Origin of the sequence: Flagellimonas pacifica (genome assembly GCF_900215465.1) — a bacterium.
Taxonomy (GTDB): Bacteria; Bacteroidota; Bacteroidia; order Flavobacteriales; family Flavobacteriaceae; genus Flagellimonas; species Flagellimonas pacifica.
Genome location: NZ_OBEH01000001.1, coordinates 559,971 through 586,103 on the forward strand (window position 1 = coordinate 559,971; position 26,133 = coordinate 586,103).

Sequence of the window (26,133 nt, forward strand, 5' to 3'; positions counted from 1 at the left end):
ATTTCTAGCATTAACATAAGAACCTATCTTCATAAAACCTAAAATGAAAAATATAAAAATACTAGCGCTTTCATTTTTCTTGTCAGGGACCTTATGGGCTCAAGAAAATCAAACCATAGAAGTAGCTCAACAACAAGTTCAACTAGTTGGTGATTTAAGTTCATTTGAATCAGAGATTTCCGCGGAAAAAATTAGCGAAGGTCTTGAAATTATCACTATAAGACTGCTACAAGAAAAAGCTACTACTCCTCCAAAATTTTCTCTTAAATGGAAAATGCCCTCAAGCAATGTGGCCGGATTTTGGAGTAGCGGTGCATTTAACGATAAAACTATCGGCCCAAGTTGGGGGCCTTCTTCGGTTCGTTCTATGTTGGCCAAACAAGCTCCTGTTGTAACACTTTTTGGCCATGACGATATCAATCAACTAACATACGCGGTATCCGAAGCATTAAACACAGTGGTTCTAAGTGCCGGGATCAGAGAGGAAGATGGGTTTGTTTATAATCAGATTCTGTTTTTCTCAGAAAAACATAGTCCTTTAAAAAATTATGAGGTAAAGATTCGTTTTGACACAAGGCCCAAACAATATTCAACTGCTCTCGGCGAAGTGGCCGATTGGTGGGCATCTTTTGATTTTTTAAAACCCGTTCCCGTTCCAGAAGTGGCAAGAAGGCCGGTATATTCAAGTTGGTATAGCTATCATCAAAATGTTAGCATGAACGATTTGCTTGCAGAGTGTAAACTAGCCAAAAAAATGGGATTTGAATCCATTATTGTTGATGACGGGTGGCAAACCCTTGACAGTAACCGAGGTTATGCTTACACTGGAGATTGGAAACCAGAACGGATTCCAGAAATGAAACAGTTTGTGCAAGCCGTTCATGATCTAGACATGAAGTTTATATTATGGTATGGGGTCCCCTTTGTAGGTGAAAAATCAGAAGCCTATGAAAAAATGAAAGGAAAATATCTTAGGTATTGGAATGGGCAAGGAACTTATGTGCTAGATCCAAGATATCCTGAAGTGCGGCAGTTTATAATTGATACCTATGTTGATGCCATTCACAATTGGGACCTTGATGGATTTAAACTGGATTTTATTGGAAGGTTTACGGCCGATGACAACACTAAATTCACCAAGGAAAATGGACGGGATTTTGCTTCAGTTAACGAAGCTACAGATGTTTTGATGACGGATTTGGTAAAATCCCTTCAAGAAATTAAGCCAGATATCATGATTGAATTTAGGCAACCCTATGTTGGCCCTGCCATGCGAAAATATGGTAACATGTTCAGAGCAACAGATTGCCCGAACCTTTCATCTGTAAACCGAATCAGAACATCAGACTTAAGACTTTTAAGTGGTTCCACAGCAGTCCATTCCGATATGTTGATGTGGCATTATGATGAACCAGTTGAGGTTGCAGCCCTGCAGATGCTCAATGTAATGTATTCAGTTCCACAGATATCCGTTAGGCTGGAAGATATTCCAGAAGACCACTTCAAAATGATAAAGTTCTATACTGATTATTGGTTAAAAAATAGAGATGTCCTTTTAGAGGGCGATTTTCACCCTACAAGCCCTCTTACTAATTATCCAATTTTGGAGGGAATGACCCCAGACAAAAAGATTACTACTATTTTTAATGACAACCTTGTAAAATTAGAGACTGGAGCCTATAAAAATGTGGATATAATTAATGCAAAAATATCTCCTCAGATAGTTGTTCTGGTCACTGGAACACCCGAAAAATTTGAATATAGCATAAAGGATTGTCTTGGCAATGAAACTGGAAAGGAAATTGTAGAACTCTCTGAAGGCACTCATACTTTTAATGTTCCAGCATCTGGTTTAATTTCTTTTACAAAAACCAAATAAAACAAGTATATGAAACTAAGAGGTTTATGCAAACAAAGTCTTCTGTCAGCAGTTTTTGTAATTGCTTTATGCATTTCATGCGTTAATAAAACACAAACTGAAGAGCCTCCTCAAAAGCCAAATATTTTATGGGTTTTTTTAGAAGATACCGCCCCTATTTTAAGTTCTTATGGCACTACCTTAATATCTACTCCAAATATTGATAGCCTTGCAGCTCAAGGGGTTTTGTATAGAAATGTTTTCATGCCCGCACCTGTGTGTTCGGCAAGTAGATCAAGTATCATAACCGGAGTTATGTCTACAACTACTGGGACCCACAACCATCATAGTTCTAGAACAAAAGAATCTGGTATTTATTTGCCTGATAGCTTGAAAACTATTCCGGAAATTTTTAAGAGAGAGGGCTATTTCACCTTTAATAACGGTAAGGATGATTATAATTTTATGTACAATAGAAGAGACTTGTACACTCAAGATTACAGAATGCATCCGCTCTATGGTAAAAATGGAATACATATAGATTTGGCCACTTTGCAGAACAAACAACCTTTCTTTGGGCAGATACAATTATATGGAGGAAAAGAGATTTTTTCAAAAAGCTTTAAGGATAATATAGAGACTCCTGTAGATCGTTCATCCATTGAACTTCCCCCGTATCTACCTCAACATCCGGCCATAATAGAAGAATATGCGAATCATTTGGATGCTATTCAAATTACAGACAAGAAGGTGGGCAATATCATAAAAGACTTGCGAAACAACAATTTATTGAAAAATACCATTGTCTTCTTTTTCTCTGATCATGGCATGCGCATCACCCGAAACAAACAATTTTTATATGATGGAGGACTACATGTGCCATTGATTATTGCCGATTTTACCAAAAATTTCAAAAAACTACCAGAAGGCGTCACAAACAATGAACTAATCAGTGGGCTCGATTTAGGAACTAGTTCTTTGGCATTGGCAAACATTGATATACCTAGTTACATGGAAGGGAAAAATATCTTTAGCGATTCCTTCCAACGGGAATATGTTATCTCCACTCGAGACCGGTGCGATTTTACCATTGACAGAATACGTTCGGTAAGGTCAAAAAAGTTTAAATACATCCGGAATTTTAAAACAGACAGGCCCTATACCCAACCTACATACATGGATTTTGACGGCATTGAGTTTGTCAAGGTCATGCACCAATTACATGATGAAAAAAAACTGGACTCAGTACAAGAAGTTTTCATGTCCGATAAGCGTCCTGCAGAAGAACTCTATGATTTGGAAAAAGACCCTTTTGAACTACATAATCTAGCCAATATTCCAGAATACGTAAACATTCGGGAAAAGTATGCTGGCATTTTAAAGGATTGGATTTCAGAAACGGATGACAAAGGACAATTCCCTGAAGATGAAGAAAATCTGAAGTTGATGCTCGGTATTTGGGGAAAGTATGCAGCAAATCCCGAATACGATGTACTCAGAAACAAGTACCCGGACCTGCCGGGTTCTTTAGTTCATTTAAAAACTGCATCTTCTGTTGTAATTGATTCCACATTTACCGAAGAACCGATCCTAGAACTGAAAAACTACTTGGAGAAACCTAATATTGATTAATTTACAAACTTGATTTTGTCCAAAACATGTTGGCCAACTTCTTTTCCCTGGCTAACACCCAATTCAATAGCCGGTTTATAATGTATTCCTCCATACAACCTACTAATAGCTGCTTCTTGTGCTGCCCCATTAAAGGATTCATAACTTCTGACCGGAAGTCCATAAGGCACCTCGGTGGCATCATCAAATGCATAGTTGTCTCCAAAAATATTAGTTAAAATTGTTGCTGCTGCAGCCGAAGCCACGCTATGACCTGATGTATGCTCTGGAAAGGCCGGGGTTTGTAGTATGGGTTCCCAATCAGGGTCAATGTATTTGTTAATATAGGTTTCAGGGCGGGTAAGGCTACTTCTATATTTTTGGTCCCAACAACTTATAAAGGCGTCCGCTATGGCAACACTAACTTGTGCCAAAGCCGCTGCCGAATCTTCCATATTTATCTTTTTTTCATCAAGCACCTGAGCTGTAATATGTATCCAATGCCCACCTGGAGAGATTTGCTGTTGAAAGTACATTACATGTCCTTTGGTTGTTGAAATGTTAGGATTGCAGTCCCAAAACTTAGCAATCTCCAGTCTTTCCGAATTCAGATTTTTTACCGTGGAGTACACTTCTTCAGCCTCTTGATAAAATTGTGAGGTCTCGGCTATGTCGAAATTAGTCGGCAACCCGGGGTCAAATTGTGATGCAGAGTCAAGCGCAAAGGGTTTTATGGTATTCCAATGTGGTTCTATCGCTTCCATATAATCTGGTGGCGTTGGTCTCCACCTACCAGGGTCATCATTTACGCTGAACCTGGGCAAAGCTGTTCTTTTTAAGTATCCATCATTGTGAGCTCTTGCGAGCACATCTTGTCCTATTTTCTTTCCTAAATCAACAGAATTATTATAAATAACTTCATCTATTCCTATTTTTTTCACATCCCGTAAAAGCGCAGTTTGCAAAGTATCAATTCGTTCAAGGTTATAAACCAATTGTTTAGCCACCTCGGTAAAGGCAACCAAAGAAGTTATTGGATAATAGTAATTTTGACCGGCTATTGGTTGAGTCAGTTGAGATAAATGATTCAATTGACCTCCCAATGAAGGCCTGTGCTCTGGGTTTTGAAGCCTAACGCCTTCATATGCAGCAATATTACTGTAGGCATAGATTCGGCTGGCAACGGGAGGGGTGAATATATCGGCAACAATAACATCTGTTAAATGTCGATTATATTTGCTCAAACTACCCTCAAAATATGCATCCAATCCTTCCTGGTTGTGTGGGTTTCCACAAGACTGGAGCAATAACACCAAGATAAATATGCTAGTTAATTGTTTCATTGTTGTAGCTAGTTTCTGTTGTTCCGTTTACATCCGTAATCTGTACTTTCTTGATAATTTCGTTCACAAGAATATTCCTTGAACTCTGGGATAGATAGCCAGAGCCATGATAAAATTCCTTTTTATATTTTCTGCCGTCCTTAAGTATAATATTAGCGTAAGTAGCATTTGCTCCAACATGGATCATGCGATGGTTTTCTTTGACTAGATTCGCTTTAAAAATCTTTAGAGGGCCATTATTATTTGCAACCATAATCTGGTTTTCATTTTTCGCATTCTTTAAAATGGCCAAACCACTTCCATCAAAATCATTCAGAAAGCCACTTTCATCCAATTCCAATGTATTGAAACTTCCATCCCCATTAGATATCATAACAACACCTAACAAACCATCATATCTTCCTGTTGCGACTTCCGTAGCATATGAATTACCGGTTAAAAGGACGTCTTCCAATCCATCTTTGTCAAAGTCCTCAACAACAATTCCTTCAACTGGTGCAGTTTGTGCAAGAATAGGTAGCGTACTCAACTTAAATACACCATTGCCCAAGTTTTCTAGATAACTACTTGCAAACCTATGGCTCTTCACTACATATGACTTTTTCAACTCTTCTGGCAAAAAAGACTCTTCAAAGGTCACTTCAGCATAGGATTTATAGGTCTTGAACCTTGACCTCATTGCACTAATCTGATTTATTAATTCATCTCTTGAGTGTGCGATATAGTTTTCCCCATCATTATAATAGCACATTATAGGGTCAATATTCCCATCCATATCATAATCGCTCGCATAAATGCATAGGGGCTCCTCATCTGTTGCGCTGTATTTATGGTTAAGCCCTAAATTTCCTAAAATATAGTCTGTATCACCATCGTTGTCAAAATCTCCTCCCGCAATGCTGTTCCACCAACCCTCTGTCTTATCCAATCCTGTGGCTTTGGTTGCATTTATCAGTTTTCCATTTTCGTTGTGAAAAAATTCTAAAGCCATAAATTCTCCAACCACAATAAGGTCTATCCAACCATCATTGTCATAATCTGTCCATAGCCCAGCTGTTACCATGGTCAATTTTTCCCAATTATCAACCTGGTCACTTATATCTTTGAATCTTGCTCCGTTGTCCTTGTCAGAAATGTTTTCAAGAAGATAACTTTTTGCAGGCAACGGGTATTTTCCCGGGCTAACCCTACCCCCAACAAATAAGTCCAGATCACCATCCTTGTCAAAATCTACAGCATTTACGGTTGACCCACTATTAGTAATATTTGGCAGAGCATCAGACTTAATAAGGTTTCCTTTTCCATCATTTACATATAATCGGTCTTGATATGCCGATTCGTCCGAAAGCTGCACTCCACCGCTAACCACATATAGATCGTTATGTCCATCGCCATTGGCATCAAAAATAAGGCTACCCATATCTTCATAGTTTGCATCCATGGACCAATCGGAAAGAGTGAAAGTGGCATCCTGATTCTGAATCCAGAGCTGTCCGGATTGCCCTGCGGCACCTCCAACATAAAAATCCTCAAGCCCATCAGAATTCATGTCCGAAACCGAGATTCCCGGTCCATTTCTAGATTGCATATGCGGGATAATAGGTTGTAGCTTAAAATCGACCACATCGTCTTCAACATGAGCAAAAGAAATCCCAAGGGAGTCTGTATACTCTGAAAACAATCGCTTTTTTAGCCCTAATTTGTTTTCCGGTCTTTTTGAACCAGCATCATTCTGATCAATTTCTATGAGTTGGTCAGCAGCAACATTTTCAATTATTTGGTATTCATTGTTGGGCCACCATATTTCTATTTTTATAATGTTTTCTTCCTCACCAATACCAAAATGCATTACGGGGTCTACACTGGATTCATAGCCCTTGCTTAAAAAATGTTGGTCATATTGAATGGAAGTACTTGTGGTCAATTTTACCTTGGCACCAATTCCATCAATATTTCCCGCTTTGCCGTTTAATTTCAATTTCAAGAAGTTTCTCCCAGGTTGTCCTCCTCCTTTGTTTTCATAAACAAAAGCGGTCTGATTCATATTGTTGATGATCAAATCCAAATCACCATCATTATCCAAATCTGCATATGCTGCTCCGTTAGAACAACTTGGCACCTCTATTCCCCAGGTTTCAGAAACATCTTTGAACCTTAAATTACCATTGTTCTTATACATATAATTGGGCAATTTAGCTGGAGGCAGTGCTTTAATCGAATTTAATTTTTGCTTAATTTTTGTCTCAGGGTCTCCCAATGGGTTGTCATAGATTCCTTGGTAATGAATGTAGTCCAGGTCACCAAGGTCCCGAAGAAAACCATTGGTTACATAAAGGTCCTTATAACCATCATTATCATAATCGGCAATCAAGGAACTCCAACTCCAATCGGTACTGCTGACACCGGCCATGTTCCCAATCTCACTGAACTTGCCCTCACCCAAATTTAATTGAAGTGTGTTCCTGCTATATTGATGTTGATACCCAGCCTCAAGCATTATTTGAAAGCGATCATACCCTGTTGACGAAATAATTGTTTTTTGACGCGCATTGTCTTCAGGGCGCATATCTAAAACCATGATATCTGGCCTGCCATTATTGTCAATATCTGATATAGTATTCCCCATTCCAGCATATGAAGTGTGGTTGAGGTGACTGGCGATTTCATCCTTAAAGGTTCCATCACCTTGGTTAATGTATAAAATGTCATTACCGATAAAATCATTGGAAATGTAAATGTCTGGCCAAGAATCATTGTTGATATCTGAAATTCCAACTCCAAGTCCATAACCTTCAATTAAGATACCGGCTTCTTTAGATACATCTGTGAATTTGCCATTGCCATCGTTACGATAGAGACGGTCATTGCTTATGGATTCCCCATTTAGTTTTCTAGGTTTGCTAGAATTTACCATATGTGAGTAAGCCGCTGGGTTTATCAGCAAGTACATGTCTAGATCTTGATCTTTATCATAATCGAAAAAAGCGGCTTGCATGGATTCTTTAGTATCTGCCAAACCATATTCTTTGGCCTTTTCCGTAAAGGTAATTTCACCGCTACCGGTGGAAGATCCGTTGTTTATGTACAATAAATTGGCTTTTTTAGAGGATTCCCCACCTCCAGAAACGGATATATAAATATCCAAAAGGCCGTCTTGGTCAATATCCACCATGGTTGCACCAGTGCCCCAACTGTCATTGAGCAAGCCCGCTGTTTCAGTTATATCCTTAAATTTTAGATTTCCCATGTTTAGATATAGCCTGCCAGAAACCATGTTGCCACTAAAATAAACATCCGTAAGTCCATCATTGTTTACATCCCCTACCGCTACACCCGCTCCTGTATAAATGTTCATGTATTGAAAAACATTGATGCTATCGTTTTCCTCAATTTTGTTATTGAAATTAATCCCCGTTTGGGAAGCGCTCAACAATTTAAACTGACCAGTTCTTTTGGTTTCACAAGAACTTAAAATCAAAAGAAGAAAGAAAAAAACACCTACATTTTTCATTGTTTCAAATCAATTTCAGATTCATTTCCGTTTGAACTCAAAATATGCACAGATTCTGCTTCTTGTGGTAGAACCAAGCTTCTGGATTTTTGTGATAAGTAACTTGATCCATAATGAAATTCAACTTTTTGAATCTTACCATTTGGATATTGAATAATTGCGGCAATATCATCAGGCTTAGCATTGTAAATTCGCAGCCCTTCTCGTGATATCGAATAAGTTATGCTATCCCCATTGTTAATCGAAGCCACCACAACTTCAGTGTCACCCATAAAAAGGTTGGTTAGACTTTTGGCATCACCAGGAACAAAAAAACCAGTTTTCCTTACATCTTCCGGGCTAAAATTACCCGAGCCATCACCAGCCAAAAACCATCCTATAGCAGCATCATACCTGCCTCCAAAAACTTCCCCGTTATAAAAGTTGCCCACAGCTAGAAGGTCCAAATTGTTATCTTGGTTATAGTCTCCAACCAAAGTTCCATACATTGGGGCAATCTGGGCAATATTGGGCAATGGACTTAGTTTCAATTTGCCTTCCCCAAGATTCTCAAGATAGCTGTTGGCAAAGGTTTCACTTTTAAAAACCTGAGCATTTGCTATTTCTTCTTTGGTAAAAGATTGTTCAAACGTGGCATTTGCATAATCTGAGTAATTTCTGAAACGTCCACGCATTGCATTTATCTGATCTATAAGATCACTTCTTGAATGGGCTATTTGTCTTTCGCCTTTAACAAAATGACATAACACAGGGTCTATTTGTCCGTTTTTATCATAATCGCTTGCATAAACACAAAGTGGTTCTTTTTCTGATGCTTTAAAGCGACTGTTCAAGCCCAAGTTTCCGAGCACGTAATCAGTGTCCCCATCATTGTCAAAATCTCCAGATGTGATACTGTTCCACCATCCACCTGAATTATGAAGTCCACTGCTTTCAGATATTTCTACAAGGGTTCCTTTATTATTTTGAAAGATTTTTACAGGCATAAATTCCCCAACTACAATCAGATCTTGCCAAGTATCATTATTGATATCTGTCCATAAGGCAGCTGTAACCATCCCAAGCTCCTCAATAATAGGGCTGCTTTGAGCGTCCTTCTCAAACAAAATATTTCCCTGTACACTTTTGTTGGTTAGTATAAAACTGTTTGGGGATAATGGATATTCCCCAGGACTTACCCTACCTCCAACAAATAGATCCAAATCACCATCTTTATCATAATCAGCCGCAGTAACCACAGAGCTGCTACTATAAACCGCGGGAACGGCATTTAATCTAGAGAAATTTCCGGCACCATCATTTTCATAAAACCTGTCTTGATAAATGAGATTGTTCTTTTCTTTGGAAGATCCTCCGCTGGCCACATACAAATCTTGATCTCCGTCTCCATCGGCATCAAAAAACAAAATGCCCATGTCCTCATGAATTGAATCTGGGAAAAGTACTTCGGAAAACGTAAAATCTGTTTGTTGGATTCTTAAAAAGGCGGGGTGACCCGAAGCGCCTCCCATATAAATATCCTCAAGTCCATCTCCATTTACATCGGCAACAGCTATTCCAGGCCCATTTTTAGAATGCATGTGCGGTAATAAGGGTTGAATCCTATAGTCCACAAAGTCATTTTCAAGATGCGAGAATTCCAGTCCAACACTATCAACTTTTTTAAATCGTGTGTGAATGGGCTCTGTTTCATTGTGAACCGCAGGTTTTGCTTCCGTTTCATGCAATACCATGCGCTGATTTACACTTACATTTTTTAAAACTTGCTGCAATCCATTGGGCCATGTAACTTTGACGCTATCCAGCTCTGAAACATTTCCCAATCCAAAATGGAGTGTGTTTTCTACTGTGGATAGATATCCTCGATAGGGTGTGAAGAACTGTTTTTGCAATTGACCTTGGTGAAAAATTTCAACTTGGCTCCCAATTCCTTGCAAGTTTGGTGATTCTCCTTTGAACTTGAAGCTTATGTAATTATGGTTGCCATCATTTTCGGTTGTATTTTCATATATGCCTGCGGGATCATCAATATTATTGACAACCAAATCAAGGTCGCCATCATTATCCAAATCGGCATAAGCCGCACCATTTGAATAGGTGGGTTTAGAGAGTCCTGCATCTTCAGTAACGTCCTCAAATTGCAATCCATTAGTGTTGCTGAACAAAAAATTGTTCAATTTTATTCCAGGAAGTTTATTTAGAGCTTCTAAGCGTTCTTTTCTATTGGTCTCTTCTGTTCCCATACTCATCACCGTATTGCCATAGACCATAAAATCAAGATTGGTGATGTCCTGCCTATATCCATTTGTTATAAACAGATCTTTGGTTCCATTTTGGTCATAATCAGCAAATAATGGGCTCCAGCTCCATTCTGTAGCAGATATTCCGGAAAGTTGCCCAACTTCACTGAAGGACCCATTACCGTTGTTAAGCTGCAAGGTATTTCTGATGTATTGGTGTTGATAACCACTTGAAACCCTAGTATTGAAAGAATCGTAATTGTTACCAGTCATTGTAAGTTTCCACCTCTTATTGTCAGGAGGCAACATATCAAGAACCACAACATCCATCAAACCATCGTTGTTGATGTCCGCGATATCATTTCCCATTCCATTAAAGGTCAGGTGTTTCATGTATTTTGTAATCTCATTTTCAAAAGTGCCATCCTTTTGATTTATGTATAGGATGTCATCCGTTAAAAAATCATTGGAGACATAAATATCCGGCCAGCCATCAGTATTCATATCACAGACCTCAACTCCAAGGCCAAAACCTTCAATCTTTATATTGGCATCTTTAGAGACATCTGTAAACGTATTATCACCATTATTACGAAAAAGTTTATCTGTAGATGGTGCATTTCCAGAAACATCCTTGGGACGTGGGGTATTCCTATTATAATCTACCAATGCATTGTTTAAAAGGTACATGTCTAAATCCCCATCCAAGTCGTAATCAAAAAAATTGGCATGGGTAGAATAATTTTCATCTGCCAAACCCCAATCTTTAGCTTGCTCCGTGAAGGTAAGTATCCCTTCTTTATCAACTCCGTTGCTTACAAATAACAGGTTTGTTTTGTCTTTAGATGAAGCTTTGCGATCACCTCCACGGCAGACATAAATGTCGAGAAATCCATCCTGATTTATATCCGTAATTGCGACGCCATTAGACCATCCTACGGTGTTTACATTGGCCGACTTGGTGATGTCCTTAAATTTCCATTCACCTTGGTTTATGTATAATTTATCATTTACCATATTACCGGTGAAGTAAATGTCAGTGAGCCCATCATTGTCAAAATCTGCGACCGCCACACCTGCACCATTATACATATATTCAAAATCAAGCACATTGGTCTCGCCCCCAACCTCCAGTTCATTATTGAACACAATACCCGTATTATTTGGACTGTGTTCCCTGAACAGAGAACCCTTGGGGTCATTACAGTTGACAAACCCTAATCCTACGACTGCGGCAAACAGATATTTTTTTACGCTACTTTTCATTACATCTTGTACAAGCATAAAAACCAAAAAAGGAATCCAATACGTTTGATTGGATTCCTAAAATACTATATTAAATTTCAAGCTTATTTCTAGTAGCCCGAATTTTGATTTAACAATCCATTTGAACGATCAATTTCAGAAAGAGGAAAAGGAAACACTTCCAATTTTGGGTCCCAATCTCCACCAAAAACAGCAGCACCTATGTCCCATCTCACTATATCAAACCAACGATGGGGCTCCATGGCCAATTCTACTCTTTTTTCCTGCATCATTGCCGCTAAAAGATCACTTCCTGGTGCCAAATCTGGCAAACCAGCCCTATTTCTAATATCATTAATTTGTTGTTCTGCAACTGTTTGGTCTCCACTACCTCGTATCAATGCTTCTGCATATAACAATTTAAGCTCTGCAAAACGGAACCATCGTTCGTTATTAAAAGTAGCTCCTAGATTTGGCGAATAATTGGATGGATTTGCATTCTCTTGTCCAAAATATTTTGCCGGTGTTGCCCCCGTATCTGACCATGCTGCATCAAAAGGAGCTTCAACTGTTGCGCCACCATTTACCGCATAATACATTTCACCTTCTTGGATGACCGTAACTGCCAACCTTGAGTCTCCCGGTTCGTACGCATCAATCAAATCTTGGGTGGGAACATACCAGCCTAGACCTCTGCGACCAGGAGCTCCAAGACCTACACGAGCTTCCCAATAATATGCTCTTCCTGTTCCTTGGCTAGCTTTAAAGTCCTCAGAGTGCGTATCATCAAAGACCCATATATTATCATCTGAAAAAGGGCCTCCAAATTGAATCTCAAAAATTGATTCCGAATTGTTCTCCGACAGAAACGAAAAGTTATCTGAATAGTTAGGCATTAAAGAATATGGTCCGCTGTCCACAACATTTCCCAAATCTGTAATAGCTCCTGCCCAATCTTCCTGAAAGACTTTCACTTTACCCATTACAGATCTTGCGGCCCAAGAGGTAGCCCTCCCAGTATTTCCACTATCCCATGAAACTGGAAGTCCGCTAGCCGCTTCTCCCAAATCAGCTAAAATGGCCGTATACAAATCAGCTTGGGTTGAATTTGGCAATGCCTGGCTGTTTATATCGGTGATGATCTCCATAGCCAATGGTGGGGTGCCAAATAGTTTAAGTGCCTGAAAATGAAACCAAGCTCTTAAGAACTTAGCTTCTGCTCCCAAAACAGTTTTGTCTTCTGCAGTAAGTTCATTTTCACCATCCAAATTGGCCAACACAAGGTTAGCTCTATAGATTCCCTCATATATTTGGGTGTAAATAGATGCATATGGTTTATCTGCAGCCCTAACTATCAAGGCGTCGGCATCTCTGGCTGCCTGATCTACATTTGACAAATTGTTCGCGGATAAATCATCCGTGATCATTGTTGTAATTTTCCAAAACTCTCCTCTTTCCGAAAGCGTCTCGGTACTTGTTCCCCAAAAATCCTGAATTGATGAGTAGGATGCGAAAATTGCACCATCAAAATCAGACCGAGTGTTATAAAATGTATCCACGGTCAACCTATCCAACGGCTGTAAGTCTAGTTGGTCACTACAACCAGTAAGAGTTAGGATAGATATGATTAATAGTAATAATTTATTTATTTTCATAACTATGATATTACGTTTCATTAATTAGTTTAAGGTTATTGATAAACCTAATTGAACTATCCTCGGAAGAGGTGAGGCTCCGGCATCTTGACCAGTGGCCAAAGTAAAGTCTCCCTTTTGAAAGCTTTGTGCGCGACCAACTTCTGGATCATAACCAGAGTATTTGGTGAATGTAGCCAGGTTTTGAGCACCTAAGTAAATTCTAAAACTAGAAACAAAATCATTTGTCCAATTTTTTAGATTCTCTTTGGATAGGCTATACCCAATCTGGATATTTTGGATTCTCAGATACCCAGAATCTTCTACCCACCTATCTGAAATACGATTATTACCGTTAGGGTCATTGATCGCAAGTCTAGGGTTAGAGCTTGAATTGGTTGAGCCATCACCTGACCAACGATTTAAAACCTGGGTGCTAAAATTGTTAGCTCCTGTCATTCCTTCAAGAGCAATTCTAGAAGAATTATAGACTTGCTTGTCTCCGACTCCCCTCAAGTTAACTGAAAAATCCAACCCTTTATATTCCGCATTAAAATTCATCCCATAAAAGAATCCAGGAAACGGACTACCTAAAATGGTTCTGTCATCTGCATTTACCTGGCCATCTCCATTAACATCCACAAATCTGATATCTCCGGGTGAAGGTGTTCCATTGGCATCTGGAAGAGCTGCGGCAACTTCAGCATCATTTTGATAAAGTCCATCAGTTTTATAACCAAAGAAGTGGCCCAGGCTTTCTCCTACAATTGTTCTGTGGGTTTGCGCCCCCCCAACACCAGTTATTATTTGATTAACGGGACCTAAATCAGTAACCTCATTTTTAACGGTGGTCAGGTTTCCACCAAAACTGTATTTAAAGTCTCCTATTTCACTTCCATAATTAAAAGAAAATTCAATTCCCGAGTTTTTAATCTGACCTACATTGGCATCAGCTGGAAGAAAAAATCCTGATACAAAAGGCAAAGGAAGGCCAAGAAGCACATCATTCGTTGTCTTATTATAGTAATCAGCTGTTATGCTCAATTTACGATTCATAAAACTTGCATCGATACCAATGTCAAGTTGATCACTGGTTTCCCACTTAAGGGCCTCATTTGCAAATGTTGTTGGCGCAGGTGCTACTATGGACGATTGGTCGTCTCCAATAACATATCTTATATTGTTGTCAATAGCACTTAGGAATGCAAAATTAAGCCCTGAAAACTGGTTTCCTGATTGCCCCCATCCTGCTCTAATTTTAATATCATCTACAAACTCTCCCTTATTGAAAAACTCCTCATCGGAAAGTCTCCAACCTATTGACACCGATGGAAACACTTGATCCCTATTTCCAGGTGCAAATCTTGAAGTCGCATCTCTACGGACATTGAACGTGGCTAAATATCTCCCTTTGTAGTTGTATGTCAAACGTCCCAAAACACCTTGAATGGTCCACAAATCTGCTTCGTTGGCTGAAGCTGTTGTAGTACCAGACGAAGCAAAATTTGTGTTAAACAAATTACGTCCTTGTATTCTTACCTTATCAAATCTGAATTTTGTTTGTTCAAAACCAAATAATGCCCCAATATTATGATCGCCAAAAGTTTTGTCATATTGCAAAGTAGCTGAGCTTGTTAAGGTAAGTTCAACTGGTCTGGAAGAAACTAAAAGTGATTGTCTGGCTCCACCACCAAAATCTGCAGCTCCTTGCAAGAATTCACCACGACCAACATTATAGTCAATACCAAGTGAGGTCCTTGCTTTAAGTCCATCCATAATTTGGAGTTCAGCATAGAAGTTACCCAAAACCTTTCTGTTTCTTACATCTACTGAAGTTAACCTTCTATCATTTATAAAAAGGAAGTTTGTTCCAACACCACCAGGTCCAACTGTTGTGCCGTTAGACAGATTATACCCAAATTGACCATCTCCATAGGGTTGAAAGTATGGTGCATTGCGCGCCGACCTATTACCAGAGAATCTGGCACCCTCATCTTGTATAATCCTGTCCGTTTGGCTAATCAATAGAGATTCTCCTATGGTGAAACGCCCTGATTTGATTTCAGAGTTCGCCTTGAAGGAATATCGCTCAAATCCTTGTGAAAGTTCAATACCCTCCTGATCCAAATATCCTCCAGATATGAAGTAAGTTGCTTTTTGGTTACCCCCACTAATTGATACGTTATGATTCTGAACAAAGCCGCCTTTGAAAACCAAATCTTGCCAATCAACAAAAGGTGAACCTGCAAACGAAGAGAAATCACGACCCAGTTCGTTTTGAATGGCAATATATTGATCTACATTTAGTACGTCTATTTTATCTCTAACACTTGCCGATGAAATGTATCCATCATAGGTAACACGAGCATCCCCGCTTTTTCCTCTTTTTGTTGTAACGATGATAACACCGTTTGCGGCTCTAGCTCCATAAATTGCAGTTGAAGCTGCATCTTTTAACACATCAATAGATTCGATGTCATTAGAATTTAGCCCAGCAAGAGGGTTAGAATCAGTTGTTGAAGAAGTATTCACAGTAATATTTGTGGTTTGCACAATAGGAACACCATCTATAACCCATAGAGGATCATTTACCCCTGGAGTACCCACACCTCTAATACGTACGGCAATCGGTGCTCCTGGATCACCACTCCTATTTGTAATGTTAACTCCTGAAATTGTTCCCGCCAAAGCTTGGTCAGGGCTAGTCAGCGGCTTGCTAACAATTTCACTTGCCCCAATAGAACCAACCGAACCTGTTAAATCAGCCTTTCGTTGCGTACCATAACCTACTACGACCACCTCTCCCAACGCTTCAGCGTCTTCCTGTAAGGTAACATTAATAGTACTTCTGCCATTAATTTCAATTTCTTGAAGTGCATAGCCTACATAAGAAAATTCAAGTGTGTTTGAACCTTCAGGAACTTCAATAGAATAGTTTCCATCAAAGTCAGCAACAGCACCTACTGTAGTTCCTTTAACTACAACGCTTGCTCCTGAAAGAGGCCCTTGCGAATCACTGATATTACCTGTTACGGTAGATTGAGCAATTGCAAAATGACCCACAAATAGCAACACCGCCATCAGCTTAAAGCCGAAAGAGCAGAGTTTGCGACACTTTTTTGAGTTTTGTTCCATAATCATTTGGTTTAAGTTGTTTTACTAGTTAGCGTTCTGTATTTCACATTTACATACAGTGGCAACAAAACCACACCATTCATATACTTGATTAAATAGTTCGTGTATTTGTTGAAGCAAATATTAATTAATAATCAACTATGATATACTGTGATACAATTCAAAAGTAATATAATATTTTGAATATAAAAACAGAATGCCTTAAAAATTGACATATTTATACATATACGGTTAAAAGACTACAAAGTTCTTAACATGCATTTATTAAGGGAATTACCAAAATATATCACCTGCAACACCCTTTATAGTTTCTTACAGGCATAGATTCCCCGTGCATTAATTTTGTATTTTAGCCCAGCTGAAAGATTTCATATATAATATCACAGAAAGTAACTGTTGTTTATTTTCCAGTTATAATATCCTTTTTATGTATGGAACATTTCTTGGGTTTGGGCAATAGAAATAGGATACCCTAGAATGATATATTACTTTTGAGATCTTGAAATGCTAGATTAGTAGGTATAAGACATTTGGAGTCAAATATTATGACGTTAATTGACAAAATAATAGAGTTCAAAAAGAAAAGTAATCTGACCAAGCACGAACACTTGGTTCTTGGTACCATTGAGGCAATAGATGACGGCGTACTAAATAGAGATGACAAAATGCCTTCTATAAACCTCATGATCAAAGAATCTGGTTACTCCAGAAAAACAATCTATGATGCATATGAAGAACTAAAAAAGCGCGGCCTCATTGAGTCCAAAATGGGTAAAGGATATTTTGTTTCTAGTGATCAAACTGCCATAATCAGAAGCGTAGCCCTCCTGCTTTTCACATTCCAGCGTTTTCAACAGGAGTTTTATAATGCCTTTAGAAAAGAATTGGGAGATAAATTTCGTATTGATGTTTATTTCCATCACAACAACATTGATGTTTTTAAAAGTATATTGGCCAACATCAAATCCAAATATGGCTACTATGTAATAGCTCCAATTCAAAATCCTTCACTAATACCTCTGCTAGAGCAGTTTGACCATAAACGAATGCTTATTGTAGACAGGTATCTTCCGCTTAACCAAAAATTCTCGTTTATATCTCAGGAATTTGAAGATTCAATCTACTCAAAACTAATAGACTTAATTCCTGATATCAAAAAATACAAAGCTTTCATAATGTATTTCAAACCAAATTCTATACTCCCTGTAGAGATATTACATGCATTTAAAAGATTCTCAGATAAATATGAAGTACATGGAATTATAGAGGAGTCATATGAGCCTGGTGGCGTTGAAAAGGGCAATCTCTATTTTTGCGTTGATGACAATACTCTGTGGGATCTATTAAGGGATGCTTCACAAAAAGAATATGAAATAGGGAAAGATGTAGGTGTTTTGACTCTTGACGACCATATTGTAAAAGAAATGATTCACGGTGGACTCACATCAATTTCATCAGATTTTAAGGAAATGGGGCGAAAAGCGGCAAAACACATAAAATCAGAAGGAACCACTCGTGAGTTTATGTCTTTAAGCCTTATCAAAAGAAAATCCCTCTAGCAATTAAAGTCCAAGTTGCAAGAAAAAGATAAACAGCAAATTACCTCGCTGTCACTTTCCAAATTTTTTATCATTCTGTTTTTATATTCAAAATATTGTACTACATTTGAAAAGTATCACAGTATATCATAGTTAAGATTGATAAATAAATACTGTAGCGGAGAAGTGTTTTTCAAATTAAGAAATAGAGAGCGCTGTTCATTAGGCAGCGTAGTTTAGTTGATTAGTTTTGAGTTAGTTTGAGTTAAAGCCAGGCCTTAAGTTGTCTGGCTTTGTTTTAAACCTTGTGGAAATCAGAAACTGCACAGAAATTTATTAAAAGATAAGACTGGATTCTGTTCAAAACTAGAATGGCGTTAATACAATTGCATAAACAAAAACGCTCTTAGAATCAAACAAATAACAAATCTAATAGAAGCATAATTTATTATGGCAAACCTAACAATTAAGGGTTGGAACTTCATTGAACGCATTGGAAGTGATATCCTCCCACATATGGGAGTTGGCATCTTTTCTAAAGATACTGTTCTCAATTATTCAATTACGAATACTATTGAACAATTTGAAGATGGCCTATTTGTGATTTCTTTAAAATTTAGCTCAGAAAAACCTACCAATTCTTCCCCAATAAAATTAGTATGGAAAATTCCGGCCATTAACTTAAAGGGAACATGGTTGACTGACTATGCAAGTGACAGAAGGGTAGTCTCCGAATTCGATAATGAACGAATGCTAACCTCAAGAGCAGCATATCAAGCTCCAGTTGTTTGTTTGTTCGGTCATGATGACTCTAACATACATACTTTTGCATGCTCTGATGCCATAAATACCCTTTCGTTAGGGACTGGTCTTTATGAGGCTGAAGGTTGGTCTCAATGCAATATAATTTTATTCAAGGAACCTGTTCCCGATTTTAAAGAATATGAAATAAAACTCCATTTGGATTACAGGAACCATCGTTATGAGACCTCATTAAACACCGTTTCAAAATGGTGGGCATCAATGGAGGCATATAAACCAATGTACGTGCCCAATTCTGCCAGAATGCCCATGTATTCCACTTGGTACTCTTATAATCAGGAAATGACAACCCACGGCCTGCTTGAAGAATGCAAAGCCGCCAAAAAGTTGGGGTACGAAACCATTATTGTGGATGATGGCTGGCAAACTAAAAGTACAGAAGGACTCTATTCATATACCGGCGATTGGCGCCCAGAGCGATTTCCAAACATGAAGGATTTTGTGAAGGAAGTTCATGATTTGGATATGAAAGTAATGCTTTGGTACGCAGTCCCATTTTTTGGACTTAACTCTAATGCGTACAAAAAATTTGAGGGCAAATTTTTATATATCTCAGATACTTATGAAACCGCTATCGTAGACCCCAGATATCCAGAAGTAAGAGATTATTTGGTAGACCTTTATGTGCAAGCCCTACAGGAATGGAAATTAGATGGTTTCAAACTCGATTTTATCGACTGGTTCATTCCAAATGAAAACACAGCCTTGACCCTAGAAAATGGAAGGGATTATGCATCCGTAGGTCCAGCAGTTGATAAACTAATGACAGACGTCACCAAAGCGCTCTCAACAATAAACCCCGAAATTTTGATAGAGTTCAGACAACACTACATTGGTCCAACCTTGAGAAAGTGCGGAAATATGTTCAGGGCACATGACTGTGCCAACGACTCTGTTTCCAATAGAAGGCGTATCATAGATTTACGTCTACTCACAGGTGATACAGCAGTACATTCAGATATGTTCATGTGGAATTATGAAGAACCTGTTGAACTGGCTGCACTGCAATTTGCCAATATTCTTTTTTCAGTACCACAATTATCAGTTAGACAAGGGCAAATTCCAGACACCCATAAAAAAATGGTGGAATTCTTTTCAGGGTATTGGATTAATAACAGAGATGTATTTCTGGATGGGAAATTAAAGGCAGTAGGGCCTGCAGAGAATTTTCCGTTGATAAGAGCAAATAACTCAAAAAAAGAAATTTTGAGCATTCATACAGATAGGGTTATGGAGCTCAACGGAAATTTTCAGGCATATGACATTATAAATGCAAAAACATCTACAACCGTTGTAGTGAATATATTAAAAGGACTTGGAAACTGCAGAATAAGTATATTGAACTGCCTTGGAGAAGTAATAAGTGATAAATCCATGGATTTACAAAAAGGACTGACTCAATTTGAAATCCCAGTTTGTGGATTGTTAAACGTTTCCTTAAACTAGCATACTTCCCAAAAAGCCATAATGAATAAACACATATGAATCTAATTCAAAGGAAGGACAAGCTTATACATAGTGCACTGCCTGTGCTCTTTTTGTTAGCATTAATTGTTTACGGCTTGGTTTTAAGACCATATTTCTTTGACCAACCCACAATTCCTTTAGAGATTATTTTCTTGTGCTCCTCATTCTTTGCCACAGCTCATTTATATTATTTAGGATATACTTGGGATGTTATTTTAGCCAATGCCATAAAAAAACTGACAAAGGGTCTCCCAACTATTCTTATTTTGTTTGCCATAGGCATTGTAATAGGAAGTTGGATTGTTTCAGGAACTATACCGATGTTTGTTTACTACGGTATCGAGTTGGTCAATCCAAAATATATATATGTTTTGGCCTTTATTGTTCCTATATTCTTTTCCATGTTCACAGGCACATCATATGGCTCTGTTGGTACAATTGGGGTAGTTATTTTTGGTGTGGCAATGGCAATTGATGCCAACTTGCACATAGTGGCGGGAGCTGTTATTGGAGGTGCATTTTTTGGCGACAAGATGTCCCCATTGTCAGATACAACCAATATTGCGGCCCTTGCCGCGGAGATAGATTTGTTTGATCATATAAACTCTATGCTTTACACTACATTACCTTCAGCAATAATTGCTGCTTGTATCTATACTGCTGCGGGTTTTATCTACCCTGTAGATTCCATGGTCGAGAATTTTTCCGAAGTAGAGGCAACCTTGAATGGTGTTGCATCAATTTTCAACTTTAACGTACTATTACTGGCACCTGTTTTAATTGTGCTTTTGGGCTCCATTAAAAAATTGCCCACCATACCTGTTTTGTTAACATCTTCCTTGGTAGCCTGTATCCTTGGCTTGTTAGTCCAGAGTTATACTTTTGATGATATTGTACAATCAGTATACAAAGGGTTTGATACAAACATGGCCGTATGGCAACAAACCATTCCCGAGAACATTAGCACCTTGTTTAACCGTGGAGGAATGTATGCCCTAAACGATGCTATAATTATAGCTCTATTTGTCTTCTTATTTATAGGAATCCTAGACACCAATAAGGCAATTCCAAGGATTGTAGATAGAGTGTTTTCCTATGCAAAAACAAAAACTTCGGTAATTCTTTCCTCTCTTTTTGCCTCCGGAGTAACCAACAGTATGACGGGAAATCAATATGCAACAAGCTTCATTGTTGGTGAAGCATTTAAATCTAAGTACGATAAACTAGGGATAAGTAGAAAGGTACTGAGCAGGTCCCTTGAAGATTATGGAACAATGATCGAAAGCTTAATCCCATGGCACCCAACGGCCCTGTTCATGGTTTCGGTAATGGGAGTATCTGTAGGGGATTATTGGAATTGGCAATTACTTAGTTTAATAAATCTTATTATTGCTCCGTTGATAGCCATCCTTGGAATAGGATGCTTCTATAAAAACAAAAAAGTATTGGATGAAAAAAAAGGAGAGACAGATAGAAACTGACTTGGCTCATTTTGGTGAAGAAAGAGAAACATACAATGGCGCTGTTGTTTCTCCAATTTTTCAGACATCACTTTTTACCTTCAAAGATTGGGACGCCATCAGTGATGCATTTGATAATAGAACAAAAAGCTTTATTTACTCTAGAGGAAACAATCCTACTGTGGACATTGCTCAAAAAAAGCTGGCAAAACTGGCAGGAGGCGAAAGAGCGCTGCTATTTGGGTCTGGTATGGCCGCTATATCCGCCGCAGTGTTGCATTGCGTAAAAAATGGCGGGCATGTTGTTTCCGTAAAGAACATTTATGGCCCTGCAAACAATCTGTTTTATACGTACCTTAAAAACAAAATGAATCTTTCGGTAACCTTTGTCTCCGGAGTAGATATAAAGGAGTTTGAAAACGCCATAACAGAAACCACGGACTTAATATACTTAGAAAGCCCTTCGTCCGGTATTTTTTCTTTACAGGACATTGCTGCAGTGGCCAAACTGGCCAAAAACAAAGGAATAAAAACAATAATTGACAACACCTGGGCAACTCCTTGTTTTCAAAAACCATTACAAATGGGAATAGACCTCGAAGTCCATTCCTGTACAAAGTACATTGGTGGGCATAGTGATTTGGTAGCTGGCGTTATAATAGGTAGTAATGAGCTCCTTGATCAGATCTATCTTAGAGAATATGAATGGCTGGGAGGTAAAATTTCCCCAATGGAATCGTGGCTAATTACGCGAAGTCTGCAGACACTACCTGCAAGAATGAGAATACATGAGACAAATGCGCTTCAAATAGCCACTTTTTTAGACGAACACCCAAAAATTGAAAAGGTTAACCATCCGGGATTAAAAAGTTTTGATCAATATGAATTGGGGAAAAGGCAAATGACCGGGTATTCTGGTCTCCTTTCTTTTCGTCTAAAAACGAATGACTTAAAAAGGATTAAAACATTCTTTAACAGTCTGGATATTTTTCAAATTGGAGTTAGTTGGGGAGGTCATGAAAGCTTAATTTATGCTTTGGCAATAAGTTATGGCAAAGAATTAAACCAACAACAATTTGCTGGAACTGGTTTAACCTATGGCGATATTAGAATTTCTGTTGGCTTGGAAAATGTAGAAGATTTAATTGAAGACTTAAAACAGGGTTTGTTGTTGATATAAGCTGGGTATATTCAACGAAATGATATTCAGAACAGCAAAAGAGTTATTTGGACTCTTAACTCTCCTAGAAAAATCCTTTTACCCCTCAAGTATATCAATTTGAAATAATATTTCTAAACAAAAAAGCCCTAACACATGTGAAGGCTTATATTTTACTTGTGGAGAATACCAGGGTCCAATCGATGGCCTCTTGTATGAAACCCATAAAATTAACGGCAAACGAACATATATTTCATAAGTTGTAACAGCCTATAGGCTAAACAATTCGTATTCAAAGTAATCTGAATAGAAAAATGGTTAACATTCCCCAGCCAGTTCCTGTTACCATGCTCAAAATGGCCAAAACAATAGCATGCGGCATTAGCTCTTTTTTGTAGGCTGAAGTTACAGCAGGAGCAGTGGAAATCCCTCCAAGATTAGCCATACTCCCGATTGCAACCCAAGCCATATTGGTTTTAAGCAAGCGTGCGGTAAGTAACATGGCAAAAAAATGAAGTGCCAGCCAGAAAACTACCAAAACGACTAGAACCGCTGGAAGGGACAGATTGTCAAAATTTAGTTTTAAACCTAAAATGGCCATAATTAATACTATGGAAAAACTGGCCATCTTTAATACTAGTTTATGGTTCCAGATGGGCATAATATTTCCCAAAACCAATCCAGCTATTGATAAAATAATTACGCTCCCCAAGAAAGACATGGAAACAAAAGAAGTCAAAAACATTATTAACAAAATAGTGCCAATCGTTAAAGTGTTTACCAACCAGGGTCGGTTGTTTCCAGAATATTGGGGTGTCTCAACAACAGGAAAATTAGGGTCAATACCCCATGACTCGTTAAGACGGTTGCTTCTTTTGATAAATTGAAACATCAGTATCGTCCAGATATTGACCAAAATATTATCTAGTACCAAAATGGAAAGGAATAGTGCTTCAGGTGTTTCCGCTAGTTCCTTTAAAACTAATTGACTGGTGCTACCACCAATCCAGCCACCTACAATAGGCACAAGTCCCTTCCAATATCCTTTTGTGATAAAGAGAACAGTATTAGATTCATTGAAAACCCCAAAAAAAATGACCAGCAATACGGGTAGAGTTGCAATCACCAAAGACCCCACTCCAAAAACGATAATCGGTTTTACCCCAACAATTTTAAGTTGTTTTATGGACAAAGCGCTCATCACCGTGAGAATGGTAAAAGGAATGATCCATGATCTGCTCAGATCGTGGAGCAGGACGTTTGATAGATCGATGCATGAAATATGAGTGAATGTCGCAGGCAGTACATAGGCAAAGAGGATAGCGGGAAACCAATCAAGTACCAACTTCACCCATTTATTATTTACTTTACCAATCCAAAGTACGTATAAAACAGTGACCAGTACTACCGCGCTTGCAGTCCAAAACAAGTTTATACTACTCATATTTCTGCGTTAAGATACCCAGGCACATTTTTAATCCTTCATGAAAATTTCCTAATCGTAGATTTTCATTGGGAGCGTGGATGTTGTTATCGGGATTGGGAATTCGCACCGAAATGGCAGGGGTCCCCAGTTCAGAAATAAAAGGGGCAATGGGCTGAGAACCCCCTGTGGATTGCATACGGATAAAGTTTCCTTCACCAAAAACATGGGTCATGGCCGACCCTAACCAATTTCCAAGCTGGGAATCCAGTGGGGTTCTAAACGGTCGGGAACCTATTCGGGATTCAATTTTAATTAATTTTGGATACTTTCTCCGCTCTGCCTCTGAAGGTTCCTCCCCAAGAACATAAAACCCTTTTGATTCTATAAAATTGGTCAATAGCTGAATTTGTCGTTCCGCTGGTGTTTCGGGAACCAGTCGTATATCTATTTCGGCCAAAGCTTCAGAAGGAATTATGGTGCGTACTTCATTCTCCACCCATGCGGCCCTCAAACCTCTTACGTTCAGAGAGGGAAATTGAAGCGCTTCCTGATAGGTTTCTCCAATGGCTTCCCTTTTGGCTATTCCCAAAGTCATCAATAATTTTTCTTCATTTTCAGGAACAGAATTAATTAGGGCCTTTTGGTCGTCCGTTAGCTCTATATCTCCATAATAACCGGGAATCAACACACGTCCCTCTTCGTCTTTCATTGACCCCAATAGCCTTGATAAGCTAAAAACGGGGTTTGGGGCATAATTCCCATATTGACCAGAATGCAAGTTTTTATAGGCTCCATAAACAGTTAGTTTCATGGTTGCTATACCCCGCGCTCCAAAGGTTAGGGTTGGAAGATTGTTCGGTGGTCGGGTGCCATCCATAATTAACATGGCATCCGCACTTAATTCGTTCCTATTATTCCTTACGAGTGCAGGTAGGGTTGGTGAACCCAATTCTTCCTGAAAATCCATAATGACCTTAATATTAAAGCCAGGATTTATCTTCTTCTCTTTAAGAATCTTTAAGGTTTGTAAAAATGCAATTGCAGGTCCTTTGGAATCCGAAGCCGATCTAGCAAAAACCTTCCAATCTGCGTTAAAGTTTTTGGTCAGCTTTTCCCATGGTATATCACTACATTCATCTCCAACACATTCTTTTAGTACGGGATCAAATGGGTCTTTCTGATTCCACTTTGAGGAATCTACAGGCTGTCCGTCAATCTGAAGGTAAAACAGCACTGTTGGAGCCTTTTTCCGATATGCTTTTTCGGCAAGTAAATGTTTTACTCCTTCAGACGTCAACAGTTCAATCTTAAAATCTAAAGCTTTAAATGCGTTTTCGCACCAAGACAGATTCAGGTCAATATTATCGGGATTAGATCCAATGTTAGGAAGTTGCAAAAATTCTTTTAATGTAAACATACCTTCCACGAAATATTCATCTGCAAACTGATGGATTTTTTCTCTTTTCAAACTTTGCCCAAAGCTCATTGAGAACATTAGAGATATAAGGAACACTATTGCTTTTTTCATCTACGGAATTTAGTAAATCTTTGAATTGAAAGAAAGCAAGTGACTATATGGATAGATTATAGATTGTATGGTTACAAAAGCATGATTTAAAAGTGTGCACAAACTGTGCATTTTAGGAAATAAAAAGCCCTCACATCAGTGAGGGCCTATGTTTAC

The 26,133-nt window shown here is 38.5% G+C and carries 13 protein-coding genes; 6 read left to right on the forward strand and 7 right to left on the reverse strand.

All coding sequences use genetic code 11. The features are described from left to right. The first annotated feature begins 43 nt into the window (after nucleotides 1–43). Both CRO15_RS02525 and CRO15_RS02530 read left to right on the forward strand, forming a co-directional pair. Nucleotides 44–1,879 (forward strand): glycoside hydrolase family 36 protein, encoded by a 1,836-nt coding sequence (locus CRO15_RS02525; RefSeq protein WP_097044200.1) that lies wholly within the window; start codon nucleotides 44–46, stop codon nucleotides 1,877–1,879. Nucleotides 1,880–1,888: 9 nt separating this feature from the next. Further along, on the forward strand, nucleotides 1,889–3,490 hold the full coding sequence (locus CRO15_RS02530; RefSeq protein WP_097044201.1) for a sulfatase family protein: 1,602 nt from the start codon (nucleotides 1,889–1,891) through the stop codon (nucleotides 3,488–3,490). Here CRO15_RS02530 and CRO15_RS02535 read toward each other — a convergent pair. The 5 genes from CRO15_RS02535 to CRO15_RS02555 form a co-directional block, all read right to left on the reverse strand. Beyond that, complete coding sequence (locus CRO15_RS02535) at nucleotides 3,487–4,812, reverse strand: vanadium-dependent haloperoxidase (protein ID WP_097044202.1); 1,326 nt, start codon at nucleotides 4,810–4,812, stop codon at nucleotides 3,487–3,489. The two genes, CRO15_RS02530 and CRO15_RS02535, sit on opposite strands and share 4 nt — an antisense overlap. Further along, entirely contained in the window at nucleotides 4,796–8,323 is a 3,528-nt protein-coding gene (locus tag CRO15_RS02540; RefSeq protein ID WP_097044203.1) for a VCBS repeat-containing protein, read from the reverse strand. The genes CRO15_RS02535 and CRO15_RS02540 overlap by 17 nt, the downstream gene beginning before the upstream one ends. After that, a complete protein-coding gene (locus tag CRO15_RS02545; protein ID WP_165769896.1) occupies nucleotides 8,320–11,829 on the reverse strand; it encodes a VCBS repeat-containing protein in 3,510 nt (1,169 codons plus the stop codon). Before CRO15_RS02545 ends, CRO15_RS02540 begins: the two co-directional genes overlap by 4 nt. Before the next feature lie 89 nt (nucleotides 11,830–11,918). Next, complete coding sequence (locus CRO15_RS02550; protein WP_097044205.1) at nucleotides 11,919–13,484, reverse strand: RagB/SusD family nutrient uptake outer membrane protein; 1,566 nt, start codon at nucleotides 13,482–13,484, stop codon at nucleotides 11,919–11,921. A gap of 3 nt (nucleotides 13,485–13,487) precedes the next feature. Continuing rightward, nucleotides 13,488–16,577: a SusC/RagA family TonB-linked outer membrane protein gene (locus tag CRO15_RS02555; RefSeq protein ID WP_165769898.1), complete on the reverse strand. Its 3,090-nt coding sequence runs from the start codon at nucleotides 16,575–16,577 to the stop codon at nucleotides 13,488–13,490. Nucleotides 16,578–17,122: 545 nt separating this feature from the next. Between CRO15_RS02555 and CRO15_RS02560 the strand changes: the two genes are divergently transcribed. The 4 genes from CRO15_RS02560 to CRO15_RS02575 all read left to right on the forward strand — a co-directional run bounded on the left by CRO15_RS02560 (nucleotide 17,123) and on the right by CRO15_RS02575 (nucleotide 23,044). Next, complete coding sequence (locus CRO15_RS02560; RefSeq protein ID WP_097044207.1) at nucleotides 17,123–18,136, forward strand: GntR family transcriptional regulator; 1,014 nt, start codon at nucleotides 17,123–17,125, stop codon at nucleotides 18,134–18,136. Nucleotides 18,137–18,565: 429 nt separating this feature from the next. After that, the gene (locus CRO15_RS02565; RefSeq protein WP_097044208.1) at nucleotides 18,566–20,383 is read left to right on the forward strand and encodes a glycoside hydrolase family 36 protein; all 1,818 of its coding nucleotides are present in this window, start codon (nucleotides 18,566–18,568) and stop codon (nucleotides 20,381–20,383) included. Between the two features lie 35 nt (nucleotides 20,384–20,418). Continuing rightward, nucleotides 20,419–21,885, forward strand: coding sequence for a Na+/H+ antiporter NhaC (gene nhaC / locus CRO15_RS02570; RefSeq protein ID WP_097044209.1), 1,467 nt, complete (start codon nucleotides 20,419–20,421; stop codon nucleotides 21,883–21,885). Next, complete coding sequence (locus tag CRO15_RS02575; protein WP_097044210.1) at nucleotides 21,854–23,044, forward strand: trans-sulfuration enzyme family protein; 1,191 nt, start codon at nucleotides 21,854–21,856, stop codon at nucleotides 23,042–23,044. The genes nhaC and CRO15_RS02575 overlap by 32 nt, the downstream gene beginning before the upstream one ends. A gap of 271 nt (nucleotides 23,045–23,315) precedes the next feature. Here the strand turns inward: CRO15_RS02575 and CRO15_RS02580 are convergent, their stop codons facing one another. Continuing rightward, complete coding sequence (locus CRO15_RS02580; protein ID WP_097044211.1) at nucleotides 23,316–24,467, reverse strand: DUF819 family protein; 1,152 nt, start codon at nucleotides 24,465–24,467, stop codon at nucleotides 23,316–23,318. Beyond that, complete coding sequence (locus CRO15_RS02585; protein ID WP_097044212.1) at nucleotides 24,460–25,977, reverse strand: M20/M25/M40 family metallo-hydrolase; 1,518 nt, start codon at nucleotides 25,975–25,977, stop codon at nucleotides 24,460–24,462. Before CRO15_RS02585 ends, CRO15_RS02580 begins: the two co-directional genes overlap by 8 nt. Nucleotides 25,978–26,133: the final 156 nt, after the last annotated feature.

Excerpts from the sequence above, each read along its gene's own strand:
- CRO15_RS02525 (WP_097044200.1), top strand. The coding sequence starts at position 44 with ATGAAAAATATAAAAATACTAGCGCTTTCATTTTTCTTGTCAGGGACC.
- CRO15_RS02530 (WP_097044201.1), top strand. The coding sequence starts at position 1,889 with ATGAAACTAAGAGGTTTATGCAAACAAAGTCTTCTGTCAGCAGTTTTT.
- CRO15_RS02535 (WP_097044202.1), bottom strand. The coding sequence starts at position 4,812 with ATGAAACAATTAACTAGCATATTTATCTTGGTGTTATTGCTCCAGTCT.
- CRO15_RS02540 (WP_097044203.1), bottom strand. The coding sequence starts at position 8,323 with ATGAAAAATGTAGGTGTTTTTTTCTTTCTTCTTTTGATTTTAAGTTCT.
- CRO15_RS02545 (WP_165769896.1), bottom strand. The coding sequence starts at position 11,829 with ATGAAAAGTAGCGTAAAAAAATATCTGTTTGCCGCAGTCGTAGGATTA.
- CRO15_RS02550 (WP_097044205.1), bottom strand. The coding sequence starts at position 13,484 with ATGAAACGTAATATCATAGTTATGAAAATAAATAAATTATTACTATTA.
- CRO15_RS02555 (WP_165769898.1), bottom strand. The coding sequence starts at position 16,577 with ATGGAACAAAACTCAAAAAAGTGTCGCAAACTCTGCTCTTTCGGCTTT.
- CRO15_RS02560 (WP_097044207.1), top strand. The coding sequence starts at position 17,123 with ATGACGTTAATTGACAAAATAATAGAGTTCAAAAAGAAAAGTAATCTG.
- CRO15_RS02565 (WP_097044208.1), top strand. The coding sequence starts at position 18,566 with ATGGCAAACCTAACAATTAAGGGTTGGAACTTCATTGAACGCATTGGA.
- nhaC (WP_097044209.1), top strand. The coding sequence starts at position 20,419 with ATGAATCTAATTCAAAGGAAGGACAAGCTTATACATAGTGCACTGCCT.
- CRO15_RS02575 (WP_097044210.1), top strand. The coding sequence starts at position 21,854 with ATGAAAAAAAAGGAGAGACAGATAGAAACTGACTTGGCTCATTTTGGT.
- CRO15_RS02580 (WP_097044211.1), bottom strand. The coding sequence starts at position 24,467 with ATGAGTAGTATAAACTTGTTTTGGACTGCAAGCGCGGTAGTACTGGTC.
- CRO15_RS02585 (WP_097044212.1), bottom strand. The coding sequence starts at position 25,977 with ATGAAAAAAGCAATAGTGTTCCTTATATCTCTAATGTTCTCAATGAGC.